This is a genomic window from Pseudoalteromonas ostreae (genome assembly GCF_018069805.1).
GTDB classification, from domain to species: Bacteria; Pseudomonadota; Gammaproteobacteria; order Enterobacterales; family Alteromonadaceae; genus Pseudoalteromonas; species Pseudoalteromonas ostreae.
Window position 1 is genome coordinate 103,012 of the sequence record NZ_JAGPYN010000015.1, and the last position, 25,539, is coordinate 128,550.

Below are 25,539 nucleotides of genomic sequence, written 5' to 3' on the forward strand. Positions count from 1 at the left end.
ACGATCAAAAGCTTAAATAACGGATCCTTATAAGCCTTGCAGGATCGTTTTTACCAATTGCGGTCCTTTATATATAAATCCAGTGTATACCTGTACAAGATCTGCACCTGCTGATAATTTTTCTTTCGCACTGGCTGCATCATCAATTCCGCCCACTCCAATGATTGGCAGTTTTCCTGCGGTTAAACGTTTTAATTCTTGCACTACATGAGTGGATCGCTCACGTACTGGCTGACCTGACAGGCCTCCGGCTTCATCAGCATATTGTTGTCCATGCACCGCAGCGCGCTCTAAGGTAGTGTTAGTCGCTATTACACCATCGATGTTGTTATTTAATAATGATTCACTAACTTGAGCTATTTGCACAGCATCAAGATCTGGGGCAATTTTTACTAGCATTGGCACTTGTTTATTATGTTTGGCGATCAAATCAAGCTGCTCATTTTTAAGGCTTTGCAATAGATCATCTAGTGCAGCACCATATTGCAAATCGCGAAGTCCAGGCGTATTTGGTGATGAGATATTGACAGTAATATATGAGGCATATTCAAACACTTTGCGCATACAGTGGATGTAATCGTCTTTACCTTGTTCATTTGGGGTATCTTTATTCTTACCAATATTGATACCTAGAATGCCGTCGTATTTAGCAGCCTTAACGTTATTAATTAGGTTATCAACACCTTTATTATTAAAGCCCATACGATTGATAATTGCATTTGACTCCGGCAGACGGAAAATACGCGGCTTGTCATTACCGACTTGTGGACGAGGTGTCACAGTACCTACCTCAATAAAGCCAAAACCCATCTTTGCAAACGCATCAATACATTCTGCATTTTTATCAAGGCCGGCTGCTAATCCTACTGGGTTTTTAAACTGTAAACCTAAAAATTCGACTGGACGATCTGCCACTGATTGCGACCATGCAGCACTGAACGGGGTATTGTTAAAACGGCGCAAGTTATGAAGTGCAAATTCATGGGCCCATTCCGCATCACGGGTGAACATAAAACGGCGAGCAAGATCGTAAAACATGAAATAATCCTCTTAATAAAAAAATACCCCAGACTAGGCTGGGGTATTGTATAACAATTTTAACGATTAACTCATTATTTTCATGTGGGAAAATAATCAGACAGTGTTAATTGCTTATTTTGCAGATGTATCACAGTTATGACTAAGTAGCATAAGTTCACGTAATGCAACTGAGAACTTAGCAAAATCATGACTTTGTGAAGTCTTAAATTCAGCTAACATTTGCTTCCAACGTTGTAGTAATAAATCTTGGCTGTCCATCCAGTGATCAATTTGACCGTCAACATCTTTGTTATCACCCGCAAAGTTATTTAAAACAACTTCAGATAGTGTACGTTGTTGCCAATCAAGCTCTTCACGGTATGAAGCGCGGGCCAATGCTTGCCAATGATTCGCCACCGGCTGATGAGTAATTTGCTCAAGGAACCAATGCAGTCCCATGCGTGCACCTAGTTTGAAGTAAGTATTAGATACCATATCAATACTACGCCCTGAATTTGCAGCAACTTCAGCTAAGTCCATTACTGAGAACAAGCTAGAGAGCGATACAATACGTGTTGCAAGCTCAGCTGGCACTGCACTTTCAATAAGCTTGTCTGCAGCAGCTGCTAAACGTTCACTTTCTTTTTCAACCATGTAGATGGTTAAGTTCGCACTTAAATCAGCGAAGGTCGGTGAAAAGAAGGCAATAGTTTGCTCAATATTTTGCGACTTATTGCGATGACGTAAGAACCAACGAGTTGCACGGCGTACAGTACGACGTAACTGATACAACATTTCAGTTTGCACTGCCGCAGGGATCTTATTATCAAGATCAACAATTGCAGACCAAGTATCACGCATTTGGAATACTTCACTGGCAACAGAGTAACATAACGCAATTTCAGCTTCATTTGCGCCAGTTTCTTCATGCATACGTACCATAAAGTTCAGACCCATATCGTTAACGATATTATTAGCTAATTTAGTAGCAATGATCTCTTTACGCAGTGGATGATTATCCATCGCAGTATTGAACTTTTCACGTAGCGGTAAAGGGAAAGACTTCACTAACAGCTGACGATAATATGGATTTTCTGTAATGTCATCAGTTACGAGTGACTCTTTAAGTACCATTTTAGCGTACGAAACAAGTACCGATAACTCTGGCCGAGTGAGATCTTTACCTGCTGCAGCGCGTTCAGCTAACTCTTCATCGCTTGGAATAAATTCAATTGCACGATTTAACTTGCCATCTTTTTCAAGGGCATGAATAAAGCGTACTTTTTCTTTAAGCGTTGATGAGCCTTTTGATTGCGTAATTGACAGTGTATGTGTTTGACGATAACAATCTTTCAACACCAATTCTGACACTTCATCAGTCATTGAATACAGCAGTTCATCACGTTGTTTACGGGTTAAATCACCTGACGTTACCAACCCGTTCAGAAGGATTTTAATGTTCACTTCATTATCTGAACATGCAACCCCACCAACATTATCGATAAAGTCAGTATTAACACGACCACCTTTAGCACCAAACTCAATACGACCTAATTGTGTAGCACCTAAATTACCACCTTCACCAAGTACTTTCGCACCAAGCTGAGCACCGTTTATGCGCAATGCATCGTTAGCGCGGTCGCCAACATCAGCATCACTTTCTTTACTGCTCTTAATGTAAGTGCCTATGCCACCATTCCACAGTAGATCAAACTCCATCATCAAGACTGCTTTGATCAATTCATTTGGTGTCATGCTGGCTTTTTTAGTGCCCAACATTTTTTTCATCTCTGGGCTTAATGTGATTGATTTCGCTGCACGAGAGAAAACACCACCACCGGAAGAAATTAACTCTTTGTTATAGTCTTCCCACGATGAACGCGGTAGGTTAAACAAGCGCTCACGTTCAGGGTATGACGTTGCAGAATCTGGCGTTGGATCAATAAAGATATGTAAGTGGTTAAATGCCACTTGTAATCGAATATGTTTAGATAACAACATCCCATTACCAAATACATCACCCGCCATATCTCCTATTGCCACTACAGTGAAATCAGTTGTTTGGCAGTCAATATCCATTTCACGGAAATGACGTTTAACAGATTCCCAACCACCTTTTGCAGTAATACCCATTTTCTTATGGTCATAACCTACTGAGCCACCTGATGCAAACGCATCACCTAACCAAAAGTTATATTCATTAGCTATGCCATTAGCGATATCTGAGAAGGTCGCAGTACCTTTATCAGCTGCGACAACCAAATACGCATCATCTTCATCATGGCGAGTTACATCAACCGGCGGTACAATCTCACCTTTAATAATGTTATCAGTGATATCCAATAAGCCACGAATAAAGATTTTGTAACACTCTTGACCTTCTTTGAAGAATGCATCTCGGTCAGTTGGCAGTTGTTTACAGACAAAACCGCCTTTTGAACCAACAGGCACAATAACCGTATTCTTTACTTGTTGTGCTTTTACTAAGCCTAAAACCTCGGTACGGAAATCTTCACGGCGATCTGACCAACGCAGGCCACCACGAGCAACCTTACCCCCACGTAAATGCACACCTTCAACACGTGGAGAATAAACAAATATTTCAAACGCCGGTAGTGGCAACGGCACATCTGGAATTAAGCTTGGATTTACCTTGAAAGATACATACGATTTGAACTGGCCTGTGCCATCTTTTTGGAAGTAGTTAGTACGAAGCGTAGCAATGATCATATCGACGTATAAGCGAATAATACGGTCATCATCTAAGTTAGCGACGTTTTCAAGTTCTACATAGATTTGTGAAATTAGCTTATCAAGCGTCTTAACACTGGCAGGGCTTTTAACCGAGAACTTTTTAGCAAATAAATTAACAATTTGCGAACCAATGTGCGGGTAATTAGCTAATGTACTCTCGATATAACTTTGCGAAAAAGTAACTCCAACTTGGCGCATGTATTTTGCATATGCGCGTAAAATTGACGCTTCGCGACCAGTTAAGCCACCCATTAACACTAAACGGTTAAAGCCGTCATTTTCTAAACGGTTACTCCACACGCTAGTAAGTGCGGCACGAAAACGTGCTGATACTTTATCGAAATCTGCAATGCCTTTGCTATCAAGTAGCATTGAGAAATCCATGATCCAGTTTATACGACCATCACTGGTTTTCACTGAATAAGGCGTTTCACCAATGACGCGCAAGCCAAAGTTTTCAAGCATTGGCATAACGTCTGATAAGTGGATTGGCTCATCTTTGTGGAATAAGCTCAAACGTACAATGTTGCTATTCGCTTCTTCTTGCGGACGATAAAACAACATTTCAAGCTTGTTATCATCATTCAATAGTTCAAGCTTTTCAATATCAACAACAGCGGCACTTGGCAGTACTTCATCTTTGTATGAACGAGCAAACGCAGTACAATATTTGCGGTTTAATTCGTTACCACGTGCTTCACCCGCAGACTCTAACAATGCTGATTGTAATTTATCTTCCCAAGTACGAGCGGCTTCTACTAAATTATTTTCGATGTCTTTCACGTTATATTCTATATTGTTGTCAGTCACACGCACGGTATAATGAGTTCGCGCCAGTGTAGACTCAGAGAAAAAGGTAGTAAATTCGACTTTGTCGTCTGAATTAAATGCGCTGCCTAAAATAGCTTGTGTTTCACGACGCAGCGCTGTGTTATAACGCTCACGTGGCACATACACCATGCAAGAGAAAAAACGTCCATAGGCATCTTTACGCACAAATAGACGACACATATCGCGCTCTTGCACCTGTAAAACTCCCATTGCGACTTCAAGTAATTCGCTTTCACGGGCCTGAACGAGTTCATCTCGTGGATAGGTTTCAAGAATATTTAACACCGCTTTGTAAGCATGAGTGCCTTTAGCAAAATCACACATTTCCATAATGCGATTTATTTTACTTTTTAAAACTGGCACATCAGTGGCGCTGTTGTTATAAAAACTTGATGAAAACAACCCGATAAAGCGATCTTCACCAATCACATTACCTTCATTATCAAAACGCTTAATCCCTACGTAGTCTATGTAAGCAGGGCGATGCACGCGTGATAGCGAGTTAGTTTTTGTAAGGATCAATAAATTAGTGCTACGGGCTTCTTGACGTGCAACTTCTGGTAATTCAGATAACAGACGAGAATGCTCTTCGGTTGAATTTTTCATTAAACCTAAGCTGCCCTCGATTTTACCTTTGAGCTGATAATCGCCTTGTACTGGCGACAAATCGTATTGACGATAGCCCATTAAGGTAAAGTTATCTTTGACTAACCAATCTAAGAATTCAACAGTCTCTGCAACTTCACTTGCATTATTGTTATGGTGACGTTTTGGTAATTCTTTGCTTACCGCAATTAACTTTTTGCGGATTGGTTGCCAATCTTCTACCGCAGTAGACACATCGTTCAACACTGACTCAAGCTCTTTTTTGAACGAGTCAATCACTGAAGAATCTGTTTGGCGATCAATTTCGATAAAAAACACTGTTTTTGTAGAGCTAGACTCTTGTTCGGCTTTTAAATTTGATAAAGCTGAAATTTTAGCGTTTTTATCGCGTTGAATTTTAAGTGGGCTGTGTAATAGCAAGTGAGATGCGATATTTTCTCGAGTCATCGCCATACGAACAGAATCAACTAAAAACGGCATATCTTTAGCGATAATTTCGACGATTGTGTGCGATGATTGCCAGCCATCTTTTGCTACTTCAGGATTGAAGACGCGGATCACCGCATCATCAGAGGTGTTTTTTTCCAGCGAGTTCCATAGGCTAAGTGCAGCGCCATATAAGTCACTATCATTGCGATGTGCCAAATCTTCTTTAGACATATTGCTGTACAAGGATTTGGCGAATTTCTCAACGAGTAACACATTATCAGCGTGAACTTTTTTCTGGATCAGCTTACAGACATTATCTAAGATAACCGAGGCTTGCCCTTCATTTCGTGTCATTACATGTTCCTTAAATCTATACCACCTACTTAGATGGAAAATTTGTACAGCAATTTATTGTGTGGAGTCAGGCAAATTCTAACCCTTTTAAAATTAATAAACAGCCCTTTCGATGAAAACATTTTAAGCATTTCAGCTATTTGGTCATCTATTCACAAATTATAGATATAAATGGCCTTTACAGGCCATTTAGGAGCAAAATTATTCACATTATTTTTTCTGGTCAGTCCAGATAAGGCTACCGATTGCTGGTAAAAGTAATACTGCACCAATCATATTGACTAAAAACATGAAAGTTAACAATATTCCCATGTCCACTTGAAACTTCAGATCAGAGAAAATCCAGGTGCTCACACCAATCGCTAACGTGATCCCGGTAAATAACACGGCACTGCCGCGTTCAACCAGTGCATTACGATACGCAACAGGTAAGGGAATACCTTGTTTTAATTGCCCCATCATTGATGACAAAATATAAATCCCATAATCAACCCCAATACCAACACCTAGTGCAATTACTGGCAGGGTTGAAACTGTCAGACCGATTTCAAGTTGTACCATTAAGGCTTGCGCGAGAGTCGATACGATATACAAGGGTAAGACCACCGCGATGGTCGCTTTTACACTCTTAAAACTAATCAAACATAAAATAATAACCGCACCATACACATATAACATCATAGGTAGTTGTGCTGCAGCAACTGATTCATTCGTCGCAGCCATAACACCTACAGGGCCTGAAGCCAATTTGAACTGCAGCTGTTCGGTTTGCTCTTCAATGGCAAATTGCTTTACACTGGCGATGATATGTTCAATAGTCTGCGCTTTATGATCATCTAAAAAGATAATTACAGGCATAACTGAACAATAACCATTGAGTAAACCTGTACTGGTTTCGACTCGTGATGTAGATTGCACCAAACTTGCCGTATTACGAGGCAAACTTTGCCATTTTAAATTGCCTTCGTTATATCCTGAATTAACCGACTGCGCGACTGAGCTTAGAGATACTGCCGATTGAACACCCGCTAAGTTTTCAACTTTGTATTGAAATCGACTAATACGCTCCATTACATCATGTTCTGTACACGCTGCAGGATACGCTTCAACAATCACTTTCAGGATATCGGATGAAATTGTATATTTATCTGAGATTAAAAAAGTATCTTGGTTATAGCGTGCATCTTGGTGCAAGGACGGTGCGCCAGCATGTAAATCTCCAATATGCATTTTACCTGCTTGCCAGTAACCTAAAGCAAACAATACTAAGGTGCAGCCAATAATGATTTTCGCGTATTTTGGATCTGTGGCTTTGACTAACAGATCGCGAGTTGAATCAAGTAAGTTTGGTTTATCGTTATTGCCTGATTGTATATGAATTGTGTTTTCAAAACGCATGTAAGATGCCCACACTGGCAATAAAATCAAATTAGTAAAAATAATAACAGCCACACCTAAGCTTGCTGTGATTGCCAGTTCACGAATTATGCCTATATCAATGGTCAACAACGTCAAAAAGCCGACTGTGTCCGACAGCAATGCGATACCACCGGGTATTAATAACGATCTAAAACTAGACTGACAGCAAATACGCGTATTACAGTGCCCCTCGGCGACTTTTTTACCAATTGCATTGATCATCTGTACACCATGACTTACGCCAATGGCGAACACCAAAAAGGGTACTAAGATAGACATTGGATCAAGACCAAAGCCTAAGCTCGACAATATCCCTAACTGCCAAACCACAGCAATAATTGAACAGGCTATGGGTAAAATAGTGAGCTTTATGCTGCCACAAAATAACCACACCATAATGAAAGTAAACGCAATAGCAATGGCAAAAAATAACACAACACCTTTAGCACCTTCAGCAATATCACCCGCCATCTTAGCGAAACCAATGATATGAATGCTTACTTTATCAGTGCTTAATGGCTCACGAATTTCGCTTTCTAGCTTTTGTGCAAACGCTAACGTATCCAATTTTTCTTGCGTTTGCGGATCAGTTTCCATCAACTGCGCTGTCACCATCGCACACGAATAGTCAGAGGCAATCATCCTGCCTACGACTTTAGCTTTTTCGATATTCTCTTTAACAACGGCTAAACCTCGTTGATCGGCAGTAAAATTAGCGGGAATAATTGGCCCCCCCGCAAAGCCGTCCTCAACAACTTCAACAAAACGTGCACTGGGAGAAAAAATTGAATTCACTAACGGGCGATTCACCCCAGGAATAAAATACAGCTGATCATGAACGGCTTTTAATTGGGTAAAAAACTCAGGATTAAAAATATCACCGCGATCATCACACACAGAGATCAAAATACTATTTGCACCACCAAATTGCTTTTCATGTTTTAAATACACTTTCATGTAATCATGATTGAGCGGAATATTTTTATTAAATGAAGCATCTAGTTGGATTTGTGTGGCTTTAAAACCTAAAAAACATGTTATTAAAATAAAACTTATCACCATCAGTAATCGATGACGAAAAACTACTTTCTCTAAAAAATTGACGATTGTGTGCATTATGGAGCCATCCCCTTCACTTTAATGCCATTCTCTGACGCCATAATCAATTGATTTTCAAAAATAACGGCATCAAGAATTGCTTTACCATCCGCTAACTGCTCAATAGTAAGTTGATTATTTTTATAGTGGAAAATTACACCGCTGTTGGCAAGTAACAACCATTGATTATCACCGCTGGCAATAATACTATTGATTGTGGCTGTTTTATTATTACTTATTGGTTGCCATTGCTCACCTACCTGACGGCTAAAAATATTGCCTCTTAAGCCCGCAACTATTTCTTGCCCTTGCTCATCACTGGCATAAGCAAAAAAAGAACCTTGGTAGATTTCTTCATTGCGTTGCCAAGTTTTTCCGTTGTCTATACTGTGCGCTAACAAACCCATTTCGCCCACTAACATAAGTTTATCATTTGTTGTCACAATACGATTAAAGTGCGGCAATATTGATGCAGTTTCGGCTTCATAGCCTTGTGGATCTGATTCTTTTAAATCATTTAAGTAATCTTTATCATCAGCAAATAATAAAGAATCTAGAAAACGTTTTTGCCAATGTTTGCCACCATCATTGGTTTCATAAAACATACCATATGCACCCACTGCAAAGCCGTGAAGTTTACTGGTAAATAAAATATCTAAGCAGGGTTTATCTAATTGCGTGTTCACCTGTTGCAACTGCCAGGTTGCGCCACCATTATTGGTATGAATAATCGTCGCATCATGCCCACAAGCCCAACCCAGTTCAGCTCCACTAAAAGTAACTGCTGTTAATAACACTTGCGTTGGCACGCTCGCTTGTTGCCAATTTTTTGCATTACTGCTTGTAATGATAGTGCCATGTTTCCCTACAGCAACCAGTTGCTTTCCTGTGTATTCAATATCAGTCAACAGGGTTTTATCTGCTTTAGGTGCGACAATTGCAGCAAGTGGTTCAGCAGCAATAGAAGGAGTTAAAAGGCTCGCCACAACGGCAAGACCTGCATAAAGCATGTACTTCATATATTAAAATCGCCTTGAAAAGAATGTGTTTGTCGGTATATAACGGCAGTCGGGGAACTCGTAAATGCCATGACCCAATGCGTTTAGAGTGACAAACGCGATGTGAAACAATAATAAAAGCACCTAGATAATTCCAGGTGCTTAGAGAGTATTAACGACCTTCGCGGCGCAGTGCACTTGAGGTAAATTCATTATCATTAAACGATTGTGAAAAATCATACATTTTTTCTTGGTTATCTAAACCAATCGCTAAGTAACGGCGAGAATTCAAATCGTAGTAAACGTCTAACGTACTCCAGTTAGTAAGTGCATCGTAATAGTTAATTGTATGAGCCATTGCTACACGGTACATTTGGTCACGGTTATCATAAATATCCGTCACTTGAACTTGCCAGCTATCTTCATCAATATAAAATACGCGTTTCTTATAAATATGACGTGTATCGCCCTTTAGGTTCGCTTCCACCACCCAAACACGGTGCTTTTCATAGCGCACATGTTCTGGGTTAATATGACCAGCCATCAAAATATCATCATACTGTAGCTTATCACTGTGTAGCTTATAATTATTGTATGGTACATAAAGCTCTTGCTTACCTTTGAGCGTCCATGTGTAGCGGTTTGGCGAACCATTAAACATATCGAAATCATCGGTTGTACGTAAGCTATCAGCTGCGGTTCCGGGTGCATCATAAGCAACATTTGGTGCACGACGAACACGACGTTGGCCTGAATTGTAAGTCCACGCTTGCCGAGGAGTTAAAATCTGGTCCATGGTTTCATGAACTAATAGTGCTGTACCTGCTAAACGTGCAGGTTCGGTGACTTTTTGTTTAAACTTAAACAAAATATTTGATTCTTGTAACTCTGCTGGTGTCGCTTTTGGATCTGAATACTTAACTAAAAGTTGCTCATCAAAACCAACCATATTATACGAACCCGACGCAGTAGGGGCTGCTTGACCGCCAAAACGCTCAATTGACAGACCACGATAGCGCAATAAATGGTTCCAGATTGCCTCTAAGCCAGTTTTTGGAATAGGAAAAGGAATACCAATTGCAGTATTTTTTATCCCATTACCTTCTTCTATCAACTCTGCAGTTGGTGCGTATTGTTTTGTCGCATCATAGACAAACTGAGGGTTTGACGCACTGCGATGAGTAGTATAGATATTCATTTTAAAGGTATCTGGATACGCTTCAAAAAGAGCTACTTGACCAGGACTTAAGTTCGCTTTGTATTTACCAACATTTGATTTATCAATGGTGAAAAGTACTTTGTCGTCAGCATACGGATCAGGATGATACATCCCCGGTGTATAACCTGCTGGTGCTTTAGTGATTCCGCCTGTCCACGCAGGAATAGAGCCGTCAGCGTTGGCTGCTTTTTCACCACCTAATGGGGTTAGATCTGCCCCTAAGCGCGCAACTTCTTCACTGGTCATTTTGGCAACGACCGCTGTTGTAGAAAATAAACTACAAAGCGTTACTGCAATGAGGGTAGGTTTTTTTATCATCATGATACCCCTAAATTGAATATTTAATATTAAAAGAAACGAAATCGCGGTCTGAGAAAGTATTGATATCTCCGCCACCCCAGAATGAGTTATAGCTAACGTCAAATGACCACGCATTTTGATAAGTAAAGCTGCCAGTAATACCTAGTGATTTACGATCTTCAATGAACAAGAACATTGGATCAGGTGTACTACCGTTGACATCGTGAGAGAATACAAAACGTGGTGAAAAGTTAATGCCATTATAAAAGTTAAAATAATCACCTTTGGCAATTAGCCTATAGCCCCATGATGTGCCGGTAGCGAACTCCTTTTGCTCAGGTCCATTTGATAAAGCCATGTGTAGCGCAGAGTAATCATCCGCATTAGGGCCTGTCATAGTACCACTTCGGCCAGTTCCAGAGATGTTTAAGCGTACTTCATCGTATTCTGGCATACCATTAATATGTACGCCCCCCACTTCTCCGACAACAGCCCAGCTATCTGCACCTAATGATGGACCAAATAAATGCGTCGCCGTAAACTGGAGTTGTGATGTGTTACGCTCAATGTAACCTTTTGCTAATTCGCCTGCCCCTACAACGCTAATCGCGTCACCTGGACTCATTTGTGAAATACCTGCAAACTCAGGGCGAAGACCTGCTAATGCTAATTGCTCAGGCATAGCGGCATAAAGTAGTTCTACATCATCGATTTGTAATGGCTCGTTTTCACGGAAAGTGAACTCACCTGCAAACGCTGTTTCACCTAATGATGTGTTAAAGCTTAATCCATAGAGTTTAATATCTTCTGGATACTCATTGGTAGCTTTAGCAAATGCTTTTAAATCAGAAACATTATCTGATGTAATTTTAGTCGTTGAAAGCATCGCTAAATCTTGAGCCAATGATGCTTGTGCAAAATTCGATACCCGCCCAGAGATAAGCGGGCGACGACTATGGTAATTCACATGATAAAGTGCAACCTCAGTGTCATTAAACTCAGGTAGAAACATCCCTAAACGTAAGCCATATTGACCACCATCATCAGGTTCAGTTTTACCATCATCCCCTTTGCCTTTAAGCGCTACTTTGGTAGGGTATGCAAGATACGTATTTACCAATAATTTTTGCCCCTCAGGACTTGCAGGATCAATCCCTTTAGCAGCAGCGGCTTGACCAAAAGTGGTCATTAGATTATTTAAGCTATCCGTTAAAAACGCTAAATCGATATCAGGATTGGAGGTAAAACCAAGCTGTACATTTTGCTGATAACCATTTTCAGCGGCAAAGTCATTGGTTGAAAAATACGTTCCAGCTGCTGGTAAGCGTGTTTCATGCCATTGATATTGATAAAAGCCTTCTAAAGTCACATTTTCAGTGATACCTAATGACGCCCATAGCATACCAACCGGAATAAATGCTTCTTTTAACTCAGCGCCTGGTGCTTTTAATCGGTCAATATCGACTGGGTTTACGTTAATACCGTGCGTGATTAATGTGCTTTCACCCCAGTTAATAACTTGCTGGCCAATACGAATAGAAAGTGGGTTTTTACCCTCGTTCAAGTCAAAATTAGCCCATATATATGCATCTAATAAACGAATGTCTGCACAACTTTGTTTTTTTGTATCTTTATCATCACAAGGGTCAACTCCTTTACCTGATGTTGGATTAACATAAGCACGATCGCTGTCCATTAATTCAAAGTCATAAAAATACATAAAACGAGTAAACAGGCCGTAATTATCTTTGCTAATAGATAAATCGTGTGTTCCTTTCAAAAGCTTTGAAAAAGAATTACCACTGTCGAAGTTTAATCCGCCTGCATCACCATTATTAGAATAAGAGCCAGGTTGAGCCCAAACATCTTGTGCTGAATAAATCGGATTTATAGCTGAGTTATAACCGGTCCAATCAAAAGACGGGTTGTTACTTTTACCTATTAAGTTAAAGTTTCGATCTTCAACACGAATACTTTGCCCATAAGAAAAAGTAGAGTCGAAGGTTATGTCAAACCCTCCGGCCTCAAATGTTGCAGCCTGTGTGTGTGCTGCTGATAACCCTAAAGTAGCAGTTGCTATGGCTAGTACTAGTTTATTTTTAACAAAAAGCGATCTTCTTATCATTGTGTGTCCCCCCTGTCGCGGGTAATTTTGTGATCAAGTTATTGTTTTTAGTGTAGTCGTAACGATAGAAGCGAAATAAAGAAATTACAAATAGAACGCGTTCAATCGGTCATAATTTTTCTGTTTAATTAACGTTTACCTAATGGTAAGACGTCCTACCAGATAATTTATACACGTAAATTAACAATAGAACAAATCGAATTAACAAAAAAACAATGTTATAAGTAATTATTTTAAAATATTGTTTTAAGCAACGCGCTCCAAACGTAAAAATTTATGTTCTGGGGTAAGCAACAGTCGAAAGCGCCCTCTTACTCCTAAAGAAGAAATAAAAGGACGCAAATGGCTGGCGGCAAAACGAACTTTTTTACCACCATCTTCAATTACTTGAACCGATGTATACTTACCTTCATAGTAATCCATACACTGTTTGTAAGTTAGGTTCAGCAAAAAATAATATTCAACCATAATTTATTGCAGTGCTTTGTCAACTTTTTCAAACAAGTCGTCACTTAAGTTATCAAGTAAAGCAAGGCGTTGTAGCTGAGCTTTAATAGCAACCGAACGTACTTCATCGTATCTACGCCATGACATAAATGGTGTTAACATACGTGATGCATTTTGTGGGTTGATTGCATTAAGCTTAACCAATAAGTCGCCTAACAATTGATAACCTGCGCCATCTTCACGGTGAAACTGTGCGGTATTAAAATGGCTAAAACTGCCCACTAATGCCCTAACACGGTTTGGGTTTGAAAAATCAAAACAAGGGTGTTCATATAATTTCTTGATATTAGTAATGGCGTCATCGCCACCTTGCATTGCTTGCAATGCAAACCACTTATCCATCACTAACACATCATGGCGCCACTGACTGTCAAATTGATTTAACAACTCTTTTGCTAATGGGTTATCAGCTTTTACCACCGCACTGAGCGCAGCGAGTACATTGGTCATATTGTGTGAGTTAGCAGTACTTACAAGAAGTTGATTGGTATCAAGCTCATTTATTTTTGCCAAATAATGTAAGCACATACCTTTTAATGCACGTATAGCGACAGCCGTTGCACTCACCGAGCCGTCATCAATTAGACTTTGATAACAATCTAAGAACTCACTACGCAGTTGCTGAGCAATTTGTAACTCAAACTGGTTTGTTACCGCGACCAATTGCTCAACAGGGATCACATTAAACTCAGCAGCGAGGGTATCAAAACTAGGCAGCTTTAATAGTTCTGCGACTAAAGCTAAATCCCCCTCCTGATCAACTAACAAACTACGTAATGCAGCAATAATTGCTGGTTCTAATTGATTGTTTACAGGTGTTGCAATGGCCTCTTTAACCGCCCCTATGAACAATTGTTGTTGAGCATCCCAACGCGAAAAGTCACTGCGAGCAAAGCGCATAATGTGTAGCAATTCAGTGGCTACACTTTGTTGCTCAACAATGCACGGCGCTGAGAAATCTTCTAATAGGACTGCGACTGGTTTCGCACTTAAACCATCAAATCTAAATGTTTGCTGCGCAGTTGTGACATCTAAAACATGCTCAATTGGCTGTCCTTCAAACTGCAAAGGGACAGACTCGCCCTGTTGATCAAGTAGCTCGATAGCAAATGGGATATGTAATGGCGCATTATCTGGCTGATTAATAGGTGCGAGTTGCTCTATATGTAGTGAAAAAGTACCGCTGTCATACTCTTGCTTGACGATTAGTCGCGGGGTGCCTGCTTGACTATACCAACATTTAAACTGAGCCAAATCTATACCTGAGGCATCACTCATAGCTGCAACAAAATCATCGCAGGTAACAGCTTGCCCATCATGACGTTTAAAATACAGTACCATGCCCTGCTGGAACTTTTCTTCCCCCAATAACGTGTGCATCATGCGAATAACTTCAGCGCCTTTGTCATACACAGTCACTGTATAGAAGTTATTCATTTCAATGACTTGTTCAGGACGGATCGGATGTGCCATTGGGCCTGCATCTTCACTAAATTGATGCGTACGCATTACTTTTACCGCATCAATACGATTCAATGCCCGCGAGCCTAGATCACTACTAAACTCTTGATCGCGAAAAACAGTTAAGCCTTCTTTTAGCGACAGTTGAAACCAATCACGACAGGTCACTCGATTTCCTGTCCAGTTATGAAAATATTCATGGCCAACAATTGACTCTATAGTGTGATAATCTTTATCGGTGGCGGTTTCTTGATTAGCCAACACGCATTTAGAATTAAAGATATTGAGGCCTTTATTTTCCATCGCCCCCATATTGAAAAAATCCACAGCAACGATCATATAAATATCTAAATCATACTCAAGATTAAAACGCTGCTCATCCCACTGCATTGATTTTTTAAGTGATGCCATGGCATGAGGGGTTTTCGGTAAATTCCCTTTATCAACAAACAAGGCTAAATCAATTGTACGACCACTTTGCGTAACAAAGGTATCTTCAAGTACATCAAAGTCTCCTGCAACAAGTGCAAACAAGTAACTTGGTTTTTTGAATGGATCTTGCCATTTTGCAAAGTGACGGCCATTGTCTAATTTACCTTCCGTTAATTTATTACCATTTGACAATAAATGAGTAAATTGCTCGTCAGCAATAATAGTCACATCAAAGCTTGCAAGTACGTCTGGACGGTCAAGATAGTAGGTTATTTTTCTAAAACCTTGCGCTTCACATTGTGTGCAATACGCGCCGCCGGATAAATATAACCCTTCTAGCGAAGTGTTCGTTGTTGGTGAGATTTCATTAACGATTGTAAGCTGACATTGCGCTGGTAAATTATGGATCACAAGCTGCTCATCACGTAGCTCATAATCTGTATATGCGATGTTATCTACCGTAATTGAAATCAGCGTCAAATCAATACCATCAAGCACTAAATCAGCCACACCTGCTATTTTTTTCGTGATCGTCATTACATTCGTGACACGGGTGCTTAATGGCAATAAATCGAAGGTCAAATCAACGTGTTCAATTAAAAATAGTGGAGCTTGGTAATCTTTAAGATACTGTGCTTGAGGTTTTTTTAATGCAGTCATGTGAAACTCCAAAATGGCTCCTCTTAGTAGAGGAGCGTATAATTTATGGCTGTTTTTTTGGCTTAATACGTAAAATTTTAATGCCTAGGTAAGCATAAATAACAGCTAAGAATGGATTGATAAGATTAAAAAATGCGTACAGCGCATAATCAAATGGGTTGATCAATAATACGCTTTGCATATATGCACCACAGGTATTCCAAGGGATCAAAGGGCTGGTGATCGTCCCGCCATCTTCTAATGTTCTTGATAAGTTAACAGGCTTTAAACCACGGTTTTCATATTCTTCTTTAAACATCCGACCAGGAACCACAATCGCGATATACTGATCAGCAGCAATTACATTAGTACCAATACAGGTCGCGATCGTCGCGGTGATCAACGAACCAGTGCTTTTCGCAATTTTTAGAATGCTTTTTACAAAAATATCCAGCAAGCCTGTTTTTTCCATAATGGCGCCAAACATCAATGCCGTCATGATCAACCACGTTGTAGTTAACATGCCAGACATTCCGCCACCACTGAGTAATGAATCCATTTTTTCATCGCCAGTTATAATACTAAAGCCATCAAAAAAAGTACTCCAAACTAATTTAAAATAACCAACAACTTGCCCTTGAGAGCCATCAATTTGCGTTGCAATTAAGTCTGATTGAAAAATCATAGCCCATACAGCACCAAGTACCGCACCGATTGAAATAGCCGGGAATGCAGGCATTTTTCTAATTGCTAACACCAATAAAACAGCCAGTGGCACTAGCATCTCCACCCCTAGATTAAAGTTTTGCTGTAAAATAGCGGTTATTTCATCAATACGTCCAGCCTCACTTGACGCTGTGGCATTAAAGCCCATAAAAATAAAGATGATTAATGCAATCACAAAACTTGGTACAGTTGTCCATAGCATATGGTGAATATGCTCGAATAAATCAGCTCCAACAACCGCAGGGGCTAAATTTGTTGTTTCAGACAGTGGACTGAGTTTATCGCCAAAATATGCTCCTGATATAACAGCACCTGCTGTGACTGTTTGCTCTAATCCAAGCCCAGTAGCCACACCAAGTAGCGCCACACCTATCGTTGCCGCCGTGGTCCATGAACTGCCAATACTCATTGCTACAATGCCACAAATTAAACAGCTTGCAGCGTAAAACCAACTAGGATTAATTACCTGCAAACCATAATAAATAAGTGTAGGAACAGTGCCTGACAGCAACCAAGTGCCGATAAGAGCTCCAACCATTAATAAAATTAATATAGCCCCCAAAGATAGAGTGATCCCTTCGATCATTGCTTGTTCAAGTTTTTTCCAAGTGTAGCCATTTTTAAGGCCAATAAGTGCAGCTGTAAATGTAGCAAACAGTAGCGCAATTTGATTCGGTCCTGATGAGGAACTATCGCCAAATAAATAGACCGCTGCGCCTAATAAACAGATAAGTACAGAAATGGGGATCAGGGCATCGAAAAAGCTGGCCTGTTGGATGGGTTTTTCTTTTTGTGAATTCAAAATTAAGACTCCTACGCGCATTTATATACACGTTTAATTATTATTTTTTAGCACAGACGCGACACTTAGCCTAACTAAGTTACTTACTTTTGTCAGCGTTTAATCAGCAATTATAGCAATATCAAGAGTTTTAGGCAGCAAAAAAGGCGCCAAAGCGCCTTTTTATTACTCTATAAAACGAGTTATTTTTTAGCTACACGCCCAAACTTAATATAATCTTGAGTAATTAATGCAGCTTCTTCTAAGAATGGGTCTAAGTCGTCCAAAACATCAGTCGCATCATCCAAGCTCTCAATCGGTTTTTCACCTAAACGAGTAAGCCTTTCATTAGTACGAGCTAATGCACGCGCTTCACCATCGTCTTTTTCTTTAATACGCTGCGCTTCAACAAGAGAAATAGTTTTCCGGTCTTTCTCTTCTTTATAACGTGTAATATCTTGAAAAACATAGTTAAACTCTGGCTCTGATTTAATGCGTTCAGCATGCGCTTTGCTTAAGTAAGCAATGGCTGGGTGTAAGTCATCAACCGAGTTATATTTGGCGCGTACGATACTGTCCCACGGTAATGCATTATCCTCTTGGCTTTCGCCCCATTCCGCTGGATCAATTGCTGATGGGAATGAAATATCTGGGATCACACCTTTATGCTGTGTGCTACCACCATTGATACGATAAAACTTAGCAATCGTATATTGCACACTGCCAAGTGGATTATCGTATAAATCGTAAGCACGACCTAAGCCCTTATGCTGCTGCACAGTGCCTTTGCCAAACGTTTGCTCACCAATGATCACTGCTCGACCATAGTCTTGCATCGCTGCGGCAAAAATCTCAGAGGCAGATGCGCTGTAACGATCAACAAGTACTGTAAGGGGGCCGTCGTAAAACGTAACACCATCACGGTCTTTTTGCTCTTCAATGCGATTATTTAGTGTATGAATTTGTACTACTGGACCTTGATCAAAAAACAAACCAGATAGTTGTGTTGCTTCATATAATGAACCACCACCATTTTGACGTAGGTCAATTATAATACCATCAACTTTGGCTTCTTTTAATTTTGCCAATTCTACTTTAACGTCTTTAGACAAGTTGTTGTAGAAACCAGGGATCTCGATAACACCTATTTTGCTGGTTAAATCAGAGTACTTTGCTTTGAATACTTCTGATTTTGCAGCTCTGTCTTCAAGGCGAATTTTATCGCGAATAATTTCAACTACTTTCGGCGCACCATGATCATCAGCACCTTTTAAGTACTGCAACCGCACCTTTGTGCCTTTTGGTCCTTTGATTAAATCAACTACATCATCTAAACGCCAGCCAATAACATCAACAAATTCTTCTTTGTCTTGAGCAACGCCGATAATACGGTCGTCAGCTTTAATTTGCTCCGATTTATCAGCAGGTCCGCCGGGAACTAAGCTGCGAATAACCGTATAGTCTTCGTCATAGCTTAGTACTGCTCCAATACCTTCAAGTTCAAGATCCATGTCCATTTTGAACTGTTCAGCTCTGCGTGGCGATAAATACGAGGTATGTGCTTCAATACTTCGTGCAAAAGAATTCATTACGATCTGAAATACATCTTCACTGTTAGTTTGCACTAAACGTTTTTGTGCATTGTGATAACGCTTAGTTAACAATTCTTTTATACCAGCCCAATCTTTGCCAGTCATTTTTAATCGTAGTGCATCATATTTTACACGTTCACGCCAAAGTTCATCTAACTCTGCTTGTGTTTGTGCCCAATCAGCATCTTCACGATCAAAGTAATATTCATCCGCCTTATCAAAGGTCATTGGTGTTTCAAGTAACTTTAAAGAATACTCATAACGCTCAAAACGACGCTGTATGCTTAGGTTGAAAATATCAAAAGTAAAATCAAGTTTACCGGTCGTCAATGCATTATCAAATTGGTTGCGGTATTGCTTAAATGAGGCAATATCCGCAGCCAAAAAGACGCTTTTATTAAAATCAAGGGATTCGATATAACGGTCAAACACTTTACTTGAAAGTGCGTCATCAAAACGAATTGGTTTATAATGTGCACGAGTAAATAAGTTAGTCACCCGTTTGCTAGCCGTACTATGCTGACTCTCTTGCGTAAGTACTGGCAAGTCTTTTGCTGTAACTACATCTGTAATATCAGCAATATCTGATGCAAATAATAACCCCGAATACAGGGCCGCAACTAACGGAATGAGCGTAAACTTCTGACTCATACACAACTCCTTAATTTATATACAGCTTAGACAATGTACAGGCTGTCGGCTTTAGTTTTAACTTGCATACCAGTTACCAATTCTACATGAACGTCTTCTTTGTTCACTTCGGTGATTACTGCATTAACAAGGGCTTGGCCAAGTTTAACTTTAACTTTGTTATTAACCTTGACCTCACTTGCTGGTAAAGGTTCAATTTTACCTGAACGTTTAACCGGTGCAGCTTTTACTGGTGTAGCATTAACTTTAGCGTTTTTATCACCTGATTTAGCAAACTGGCCAGGTTTCTTTTTGTAAGGTTTTGTGTCTGAATCATTACGTGGGCGCTGAGCTTTTTTACGCTTAGCCATTTTCGCACGACTTTCTTCAAGCGCTTTTTGAGCATGATCAATGTGCTCTTGTTCCACTTTTGCATCTTGATTTCCATCAAGATCAATGCGAAATTCAGACTTAGTTACGGCCTCTAAATAACGCCAATTTGACGTATATTTTCTAAGCGCTTGACGTACTTGCGTCTTACTTACTTTTTCAGACCCTTCAATTCGCTCAGCGATATCTTTAAAGATACCTACTTTCAGCGGCTTGATGCCGTCTTTTTGTTTAAAACATTGTGGGAATTCTTGATATAAAAATTCCAACACTTCATTAATATCTTTTAGCTTGTTTGTGGTTTCCATTTTAGAACCTATTTTTCACATCTTTTCATCAAGGGACGAATCGACGTAGTGTGTTACCCAGTCGACCAGCTCTTCAAAGTCGGCTTCAATTACAGCCATATCACCTCGAAGGTGTTCCCAAATACCATTTATAATTTCATCAATTAATTCACATTCCGTGTCATCAGGAAGACGATCCCATGCAATGTGAATTAAATCATTGAGCGTTTCTGCTACATGCTCTTCATCCCCTTCCCAATCACCTACATCAGTGATGGCAAACAGATAATCCTGTACATTTACTAAGTCTTTCATGCAATAGTTGCCTCAAAACACGCTATGAGTGCTTCTAAACCTTGCTTATCATCAGCATCAAACCGAGCAATTCTTGGGCTGTCAATATCTAATACAGCATATACTTCACCATTTTTATGGATAGGTATTACTATTTCAGAATTAGACACCGCATCACAGGCAATATGGCCTGCAAATGCATGTACATCTTCAACAAGTTGAGTTTGTGCAGTTGCAGCGGCAGTTCCACAGACCCCTTTTCCGACAGGAATTCGGATACATGCAGGATTACCTTGAAACGGACCAAGCACTAATTCAGTTGGTGAATCCATCAAATAAAAGCCGGCCCAATTTACATCATCGAGTGACGTAAATAGCAGCGCGCTAATATTCGCCATATTGGCAATAATGTTAGGTTCACCAGTAATTAGCGATTCAGTTTGTTTAACTAATGACTGGTAAAATTCTTGCTTTTGCATACCAAACTACTTCTTATCAAACATACAGTAGCTAAAGGTACTCTTTGTCGCCAATAATTGAAACCTTTTCAGGGCAAAAAAAAACAATTTGCCCTAATTTTCAGCAAGCTTGGTTAATAAATCCGCTATTGAGGAGGTTGTTGTTTTACCGCGCCTAGCCTTAACCCATATAAAAACAGTCCCGCTGCTAAAGCTGACATCGCAGTATTAATTAAAAAGACCATACCAGCTGTTGCACTGAGTAAATAACTAAAAATAGCACCACCGAGTAAACCTAATGTCAATACCCCCGAATAATTAACTTTCGCGTACTTATACATTAACAAGTACCCTGGTACTACAAACGCTGCCATGGTTAAACCGACAATATGCGCGTTAGCTATCGCACTCATAAGTAACTGGAAAAAAGTAGTCAACGGATCGGTATTGAGCGTTAATGCATAATAAACACCTAACACACTGCCAATGATCACAGGTGAAAGTAATGATAACCCAACACTTTTTGCAAGCCGATGTTTCATAATGCGTCCTTAAAATCATACCTGAAATAAATACTAAGGATGCACGATGTTTTACAACATCGAAATAGAGACTATGGTCGTAATTAAATAACTACATAAAACTTAGACACAAAAAAACCCGCTAATTAGCGGGTTTTTTTATATGGTGGAGAGATAGGGATTTGAACCCTAGAGGGGCTATAAACCCCTGCCGGTTTTCAAGACCGGTGCATTCGGCCACTCTGCCATCTCTCCGAAACTACTTTAAATCATGAGTAAGAGTGTACTCGCAATTATTTTAATTAGGTGGTGGAGAGATAGGGATTTGAACCCTAGAGGGGCTATAAACCCCTGCCGGTTTTCAAGACCGGTGCATTCGACCACTCTGCCATCTCTCCGCACGGCCTGCATAATAGAGAAGGCCATGGTATTTGTGAAGCTTTTTTTTCAAAAAAGTGTTTAAGTGATTAAAAAACCGCTGATTTGTATATTCACAAATCAGCGCTGAGTAAAAATCACACTAAATTGAACTTTTCTTTTTAATTATCGGTCTATTGAACTACAAAGGTTTGCCCAAATATAGAAGTCTTGGTAATCTAACTTCAGTTTAATTATCAGAACTTAATAACAGGTTTCTAAAGGAGCTCTAAAATGGCATTTAATCAATCGTACAATACCGCTAGACCGGTTATGTCGACCATTGAAACAAACAAGGTACTTAAAAACACCTATTTCTTATTGGCCATGACATTAGCATTTAGTGCTGTGACGGCTGGTATCTCAATGGCATTACAACTACCTTATTTTATGGGGTTAGTTTTTACTCTTATTTCATTTGGCCTTTTATTTGTTGTAAATAAAAAAGCCGAAAGCGCATCAGGCGTTGCATGGGTATTCGCTTTTACAGGCTTAATGGGCGCGGGCCTTGGCCCGTTACTTAACCATTATGCAGCGATGCCAAATGGTCCAATGCTTATCATGCAAGCGTTAGGTTCAACTGCACTGATTTTCTTTGGTTTGTCTGCGTATGCACTAAATACTAAAAAAGACTTCTCTTTTATGGGCGGTTTTTTAACGGTAGGTCTTATTGTTGTGATTGTGGCCAGCATTGTTAATATCTTCATCGGCAGCTCGCTAATGTTTATGGTATTAAATGCAGCGGTTGTATTGATCATGTCTGGCTTAATCTTGTTTGATACAAGCCGCATCATCAACGGTGGCGAAACGAACTATATTCGCGCTACAGTCTCTTTATATTTAAGTGTATATAACTTGTTTACTTCATTGCTTGCACTGCTTGGCGCAAATAATGACTAATTGAATAGTTCTGTTAAAATGGCCCCTCTTTAGGGGCTTTTTTATTGGAATAGTTTTGGCACGATTTGTACTTTCTCTGCACAGCGCACCATCGGATCATGATACGACGCAACGTTTGGTTAAATTTGCACAAGCATGTTTAACACAAGGGCATAACATCGATGCCATTTTTTTGTATCAAAACGGCGTTTTTCATGCCAGTGAGCAACTAGATTTGGCAGCTGATGAATTAGCGATTAATACTTTATGGCAACAATTGCATGAGCAAGGCATTCATCTTATGTTGTGTGTTACTGCTGCCGAAAAGCGTGGCCTTGATATAAATAATACCAGTGTTTTTGCAGTCGCAGGGTTAGCTGAGTTTGCAATGCTTGCCAGTGATGCAGATAAATGGGTGCAATTTAAATGATCAATGTATTAGTTTTAAGCCACCATAGTCCTTTTGATGATTTACATATTCGTGATGCATTAGATATGACATTAATATTCGCTGCTGTTGAGCAAAATATTAGTTGGTTATTTAGCGGCCCTGCTGTACTTGCCCTAAAAAAACATCAACAGCCTGAGCATATAGGTTTAAAGAACTACTTTAAGACCATCAGAACGCTAGAAATTTACGATGTTGAAAACATTTATGTATGTGAAAAATCTCTGCTCGAGTATGGCCTTGATAAACATAACTTGTTAGTAGAAGTAAAAGCGCTTAATTATCAGCAGCAAAATCAACTTATTGCCCAGCAACAACACATAGTGAACTTATGAGCACTTTACACATATTTTCCAAGCCACTTGGCTATTACAACACTGATCAATTAGTTAACCTGATCCAGCCAACAGACAAAGTATTATTATTAAGTGACGCATGCTTTGCTATTGCCCAATTTAGACAGCTTGCAACGCACTTATTAATACTTGCTGATGACGCCAAGGTACGAGATATCACAATCAATCAGCCCGATCACTCGCTTAGTTATGACGACTTTGTCGCACTAACATTAGCAACATCTCACTCTATTACGTGGTAATACATGCTTGAATTTAATAATCAAATTATCGACACGGATAAACAAGGTTACTTACTTGATCACTTGTTATGGAGTGAACAATTAGCCTGCGTTATTGCCGAGCAAGAAAACATTGAATTAACCCCCCAACACTGGGAAGTAATTCATTTTGTGCGTAATTTCTATTTGGAGTACAACACCAGCCCAGCAATAAGAATGTTAGTTAAAGCAATGGCAAAAGCACTGGGTGAAGATAAAGGCAATAGTATTTATCTGTATACTCTTTTTCCTAAAGGTCCTGCTAAGCAAGCAACTAAAATTGCTGGCTTACCAAAACCCGCACGGTGCATCTAGCAATGACAATAGCTAAACCAAATAATACAGCAAAACGCCGAAATAGCGGCCGTAGTTATAATCGCGGTGCTATTACAACCAAAAAAGCGAATAACTCAATAAAGCGCGAGATAAAACCTGCCATTGCCGCCAGTCAGCGAAAAATTGTCTTATTTAATAAACCATTTGATGTGCTGTGCCAGTTTACTGATGAAGCAAACAGACAAACCTTAGCAGACTTTATTACCATTAAAGATGTATATGCTGCAGGACGATTAGATAGAGACAGTGAGGGCCTGCTATTGCTCACTAATTGTGGGAAATTACAAAACACCTTAACAGCACCAAACAAAAAAACCAGTAAAACATACTGGGCACAAGTTGAAGGTGAACCAACTAATGCAGCAATTAAACAACTGTGCCAAGGCGTCGAGCTCAAAGATGGATTAACATTACCCGCCGTTGTTAAACGTATAGATGAGCCAACTTTATGGCCACGTAATCCTCCTGTTAGAGAACGAAAAAACATTCCAACCAGTTGGCTCAGTATTACCCTTACCGAAGGACGTAATCGCCAAGTAAGAAGGATGACAGCACATATTGGCCACCCTACTTTACGTTTAATTCGCTATCGTATTGGTGACTATACGTTAAAAGGAATTGATAATGGCCATTTTAAAATAATCGCAGATGAACAATAAACTAAGCTTGAGTGCTGCTATTTTAATATGGCTAGCAGCACTCAGCTGATTTTTGTATCAATTCTGCACTAACAACAATCCAAAGTATTTTCATACTTAATAAGTAAGAATTAGAACTTAAAATATCTACCCTAAATTTCCATCATTATATGTTCTCAGTGGGCATACATACATTACATAACGGTATTGGCACTTGCGTAAAAAAGTTAGTAGAGAGCTATGCTTATTTTCTTAAATAACTAAAGTATATTAATCCACTGCCGTTATACATAATTCTATGAATAGATTCTCGACTTGAAAATACGATGTTAAC

Annotated in this window: 20 protein-coding genes and 2 tRNA genes; 6 read left to right on the forward strand and 16 right to left on the reverse strand. The window is 39.7% G+C overall.

Annotated elements, in window-relative coordinates; translation table 11 throughout:
- Positions 1–27: 27 nt before the first annotated feature.
- The 16 genes from pyrD to J7338_RS13640 form a co-directional block, all read right to left on the reverse strand.
- Complete coding sequence (gene pyrD, locus J7338_RS13565) at positions 28–1,038, reverse strand: quinone-dependent dihydroorotate dehydrogenase (protein ID WP_210797548.1); 1,011 nt, start codon at positions 1,036–1,038, stop codon at positions 28–30.
- A gap of 114 nt (positions 1,039–1,152) precedes the next feature.
- Positions 1,153–5,994, reverse strand: coding sequence for an NAD-glutamate dehydrogenase (locus tag J7338_RS13570; protein WP_210797549.1), 4,842 nt, complete (start codon positions 5,992–5,994; stop codon positions 1,153–1,155).
- Between the two features lie 210 nt (positions 5,995–6,204).
- Entirely contained in the window at positions 6,205–8,529 is a 2,325-nt protein-coding gene (locus J7338_RS13575; RefSeq protein WP_210797550.1) for an efflux RND transporter permease subunit, read from the reverse strand.
- Positions 8,529–9,530 carry a YCF48-related protein gene (locus J7338_RS13580; protein ID WP_210797551.1) on the reverse strand — a complete coding sequence of 334 codons (1,002 nt, stop codon included), beginning with the start codon at positions 9,528–9,530 and terminating at the stop codon, positions 8,529–8,531. Before J7338_RS13580 ends, J7338_RS13575 begins: the two co-directional genes overlap by 1 nt.
- A gap of 151 nt (positions 9,531–9,681) precedes the next feature.
- The gene (locus J7338_RS13585; RefSeq protein WP_210797568.1) at positions 9,682–11,046 is read right to left on the reverse strand and encodes a DUF1329 domain-containing protein; all 1,365 of its coding nucleotides are present in this window, start codon (positions 11,044–11,046) and stop codon (positions 9,682–9,684) included.
- 10 nt (positions 11,047–11,056) lie between these two features.
- Positions 11,057–13,153: a DUF1302 domain-containing protein gene (locus J7338_RS13590; RefSeq protein ID WP_210797552.1), complete on the reverse strand. Its 2,097-nt coding sequence runs from the start codon at positions 13,151–13,153 to the stop codon at positions 11,057–11,059.
- 246 nt (positions 13,154–13,399) lie between these two features.
- Entirely contained in the window at positions 13,400–13,621 is a 222-nt protein-coding gene (locus tag J7338_RS13595; RefSeq protein ID WP_149981056.1) for a DUF2835 domain-containing protein, read from the reverse strand.
- 3 nt (positions 13,622–13,624) lie between these two features.
- Positions 13,625–16,213 carry an aminopeptidase N gene (gene pepN, locus J7338_RS13600; RefSeq protein ID WP_210797553.1) on the reverse strand — a complete coding sequence of 863 codons (2,589 nt, stop codon included), beginning with the start codon at positions 16,211–16,213 and terminating at the stop codon, positions 13,625–13,627.
- 43 nt (positions 16,214–16,256) lie between these two features.
- Positions 16,257–17,741 carry a Na+/H+ antiporter NhaC gene (gene nhaC / locus J7338_RS13605; protein WP_210797554.1) on the reverse strand — a complete coding sequence of 495 codons (1,485 nt, stop codon included), beginning with the start codon at positions 17,739–17,741 and terminating at the stop codon, positions 16,257–16,259.
- A 161-nt stretch (positions 17,742–17,902) separates the two neighbouring features.
- Complete coding sequence (prc, locus tag J7338_RS13610) at positions 17,903–19,942, reverse strand: carboxy terminal-processing peptidase (protein WP_210797555.1); 2,040 nt, start codon at positions 19,940–19,942, stop codon at positions 17,903–17,905.
- 26 nt (positions 19,943–19,968) lie between these two features.
- Positions 19,969–20,619, reverse strand: a complete 651-nt coding sequence (gene proQ / locus J7338_RS13615) for an RNA chaperone ProQ (RefSeq protein WP_210797556.1) — start codon at positions 20,617–20,619, stop codon at positions 19,969–19,971.
- A 15-nt stretch (positions 20,620–20,634) separates the two neighbouring features.
- On the reverse strand, positions 20,635–20,913 hold the full coding sequence (locus tag J7338_RS13620; protein ID WP_064666123.1) for a hypothetical protein: 279 nt from the start codon (positions 20,911–20,913) through the stop codon (positions 20,635–20,637).
- On the reverse strand, positions 20,910–21,371 hold the full coding sequence (locus tag J7338_RS13625) for a GAF domain-containing protein (protein ID WP_210797557.1): 462 nt from the start codon (positions 21,369–21,371) through the stop codon (positions 20,910–20,912). Before J7338_RS13625 ends, J7338_RS13620 begins: the two co-directional genes overlap by 4 nt.
- A 125-nt stretch (positions 21,372–21,496) precedes the next feature.
- Positions 21,497–21,892 carry a hypothetical protein gene (locus J7338_RS13630; RefSeq protein WP_210797558.1) on the reverse strand — a complete coding sequence of 132 codons (396 nt, stop codon included), beginning with the start codon at positions 21,890–21,892 and terminating at the stop codon, positions 21,497–21,499.
- 143 nt (positions 21,893–22,035) lie between these two features.
- A tRNA-Ser gene (locus J7338_RS13635) sits at positions 22,036–22,126 on the reverse strand.
- 52 nt (positions 22,127–22,178) lie between these two features.
- Positions 22,179–22,269 (reverse strand) — tRNA-Ser (locus J7338_RS13640).
- Positions 22,270–22,522: 253 nt separating this feature from the next.
- Here J7338_RS13640 and J7338_RS13645 point away from each other — a divergent pair.
- The 6 genes from J7338_RS13645 to J7338_RS13670 are packed head-to-tail and all read left to right on the forward strand — an operon-like array spanning position 22,523 to position 25,226.
- Positions 22,523–23,188, forward strand: coding sequence for a Bax inhibitor-1/YccA family protein (locus J7338_RS13645; protein WP_210797559.1), 666 nt, complete (start codon positions 22,523–22,525; stop codon positions 23,186–23,188).
- Positions 23,189–23,243: 55 nt separating this feature from the next.
- Positions 23,244–23,597, forward strand: a complete 354-nt coding sequence (gene tusD, locus J7338_RS13650) for a sulfurtransferase complex subunit TusD (protein WP_210797560.1) — start codon at positions 23,244–23,246, stop codon at positions 23,595–23,597.
- Positions 23,594–23,950 carry a sulfurtransferase complex subunit TusC gene (tusC, locus tag J7338_RS13655; RefSeq protein ID WP_210797561.1) on the forward strand — a complete coding sequence of 119 codons (357 nt, stop codon included), beginning with the start codon at positions 23,594–23,596 and terminating at the stop codon, positions 23,948–23,950. Before tusD ends, tusC begins: the two co-directional genes overlap by 4 nt.
- Positions 23,947–24,213, forward strand: coding sequence for a DsrH/TusB family sulfur metabolism protein (locus J7338_RS13660; RefSeq protein ID WP_210797562.1), 267 nt, complete (start codon positions 23,947–23,949; stop codon positions 24,211–24,213). Before tusC ends, J7338_RS13660 begins: the two co-directional genes overlap by 4 nt.
- Positions 24,214–24,216: 3 nt before the next feature.
- A complete protein-coding gene (locus J7338_RS13665; protein ID WP_169017896.1) occupies positions 24,217–24,546 on the forward strand; it encodes a TusE/DsrC/DsvC family sulfur relay protein in 330 nt (109 codons plus the stop codon).
- A 2-nt stretch (positions 24,547–24,548) separates the two neighbouring features.
- Entirely contained in the window at positions 24,549–25,226 is a 678-nt protein-coding gene (locus J7338_RS13670) for a pseudouridine synthase (protein WP_210797563.1), read from the forward strand.
- The last annotated feature ends 313 nt before the right edge of the window (positions 25,227–25,539 follow it).

Bases quoted from the DNA above. Each gene is read 5' to 3' on its own strand.
- pyrD (WP_210797548.1), bottom strand. From the start codon at position 1,038: ATGTTTTACGATCTTGCTCGCCGTTTTATGTTCACCCGTGATGCGGAA.
- J7338_RS13570 (WP_210797549.1), bottom strand. From the start codon at position 5,994: ATGACACGAAATGAAGGGCAAGCCTCGGTTATCTTAGATAATGTCTGT.
- J7338_RS13575 (WP_210797550.1), bottom strand. From the start codon at position 8,529: ATGCACACAATCGTCAATTTTTTAGAGAAAGTAGTTTTTCGTCATCGA.
- J7338_RS13580 (WP_210797551.1), bottom strand. From the start codon at position 9,530: ATGAAGTACATGCTTTATGCAGGTCTTGCCGTTGTGGCGAGCCTTTTA.
- J7338_RS13585 (WP_210797568.1), bottom strand. From the start codon at position 11,046: ATGATAAAAAAACCTACCCTCATTGCAGTAACGCTTTGTAGTTTATTT.
- J7338_RS13590 (WP_210797552.1), bottom strand. From the start codon at position 13,153: ATGATAAGAAGATCGCTTTTTGTTAAAAATAAACTAGTACTAGCCATA.
- J7338_RS13595 (WP_149981056.1), bottom strand. From the start codon at position 13,621: ATGGTTGAATATTATTTTTTGCTGAACCTAACTTACAAACAGTGTATG.
- pepN (WP_210797553.1), bottom strand. From the start codon at position 16,213: ATGACTGCATTAAAAAAACCTCAAGCACAGTATCTTAAAGATTACCAA.
- nhaC (WP_210797554.1), bottom strand. From the start codon at position 17,741: ATGCGCGTAGGAGTCTTAATTTTGAATTCACAAAAAGAAAAACCCATC.
- prc (WP_210797555.1), bottom strand. From the start codon at position 19,942: ATGAGTCAGAAGTTTACGCTCATTCCGTTAGTTGCGGCCCTGTATTCG.
- proQ (WP_210797556.1), bottom strand. From the start codon at position 20,619: ATGGAAACCACAAACAAGCTAAAAGATATTAATGAAGTGTTGGAATTT.
- J7338_RS13620 (WP_064666123.1), bottom strand. From the start codon at position 20,913: ATGAAAGACTTAGTAAATGTACAGGATTATCTGTTTGCCATCACTGAT.
- J7338_RS13625 (WP_210797557.1), bottom strand. From the start codon at position 21,371: ATGCAAAAGCAAGAATTTTACCAGTCATTAGTTAAACAAACTGAATCG.
- J7338_RS13630 (WP_210797558.1), bottom strand. From the start codon at position 21,892: ATGAAACATCGGCTTGCAAAAAGTGTTGGGTTATCATTACTTTCACCT.
- J7338_RS13645 (WP_210797559.1), top strand. From the start codon at position 22,523: ATGGCATTTAATCAATCGTACAATACCGCTAGACCGGTTATGTCGACC.
- tusC (WP_210797561.1), top strand. From the start codon at position 23,594: ATGATCAATGTATTAGTTTTAAGCCACCATAGTCCTTTTGATGATTTA.
- J7338_RS13660 (WP_210797562.1), top strand. From the start codon at position 23,947: ATGAGCACTTTACACATATTTTCCAAGCCACTTGGCTATTACAACACT.
- J7338_RS13665 (WP_169017896.1), top strand. From the start codon at position 24,217: ATGCTTGAATTTAATAATCAAATTATCGACACGGATAAACAAGGTTAC.
- J7338_RS13670 (WP_210797563.1), top strand. From the start codon at position 24,549: ATGACAATAGCTAAACCAAATAATACAGCAAAACGCCGAAATAGCGGC.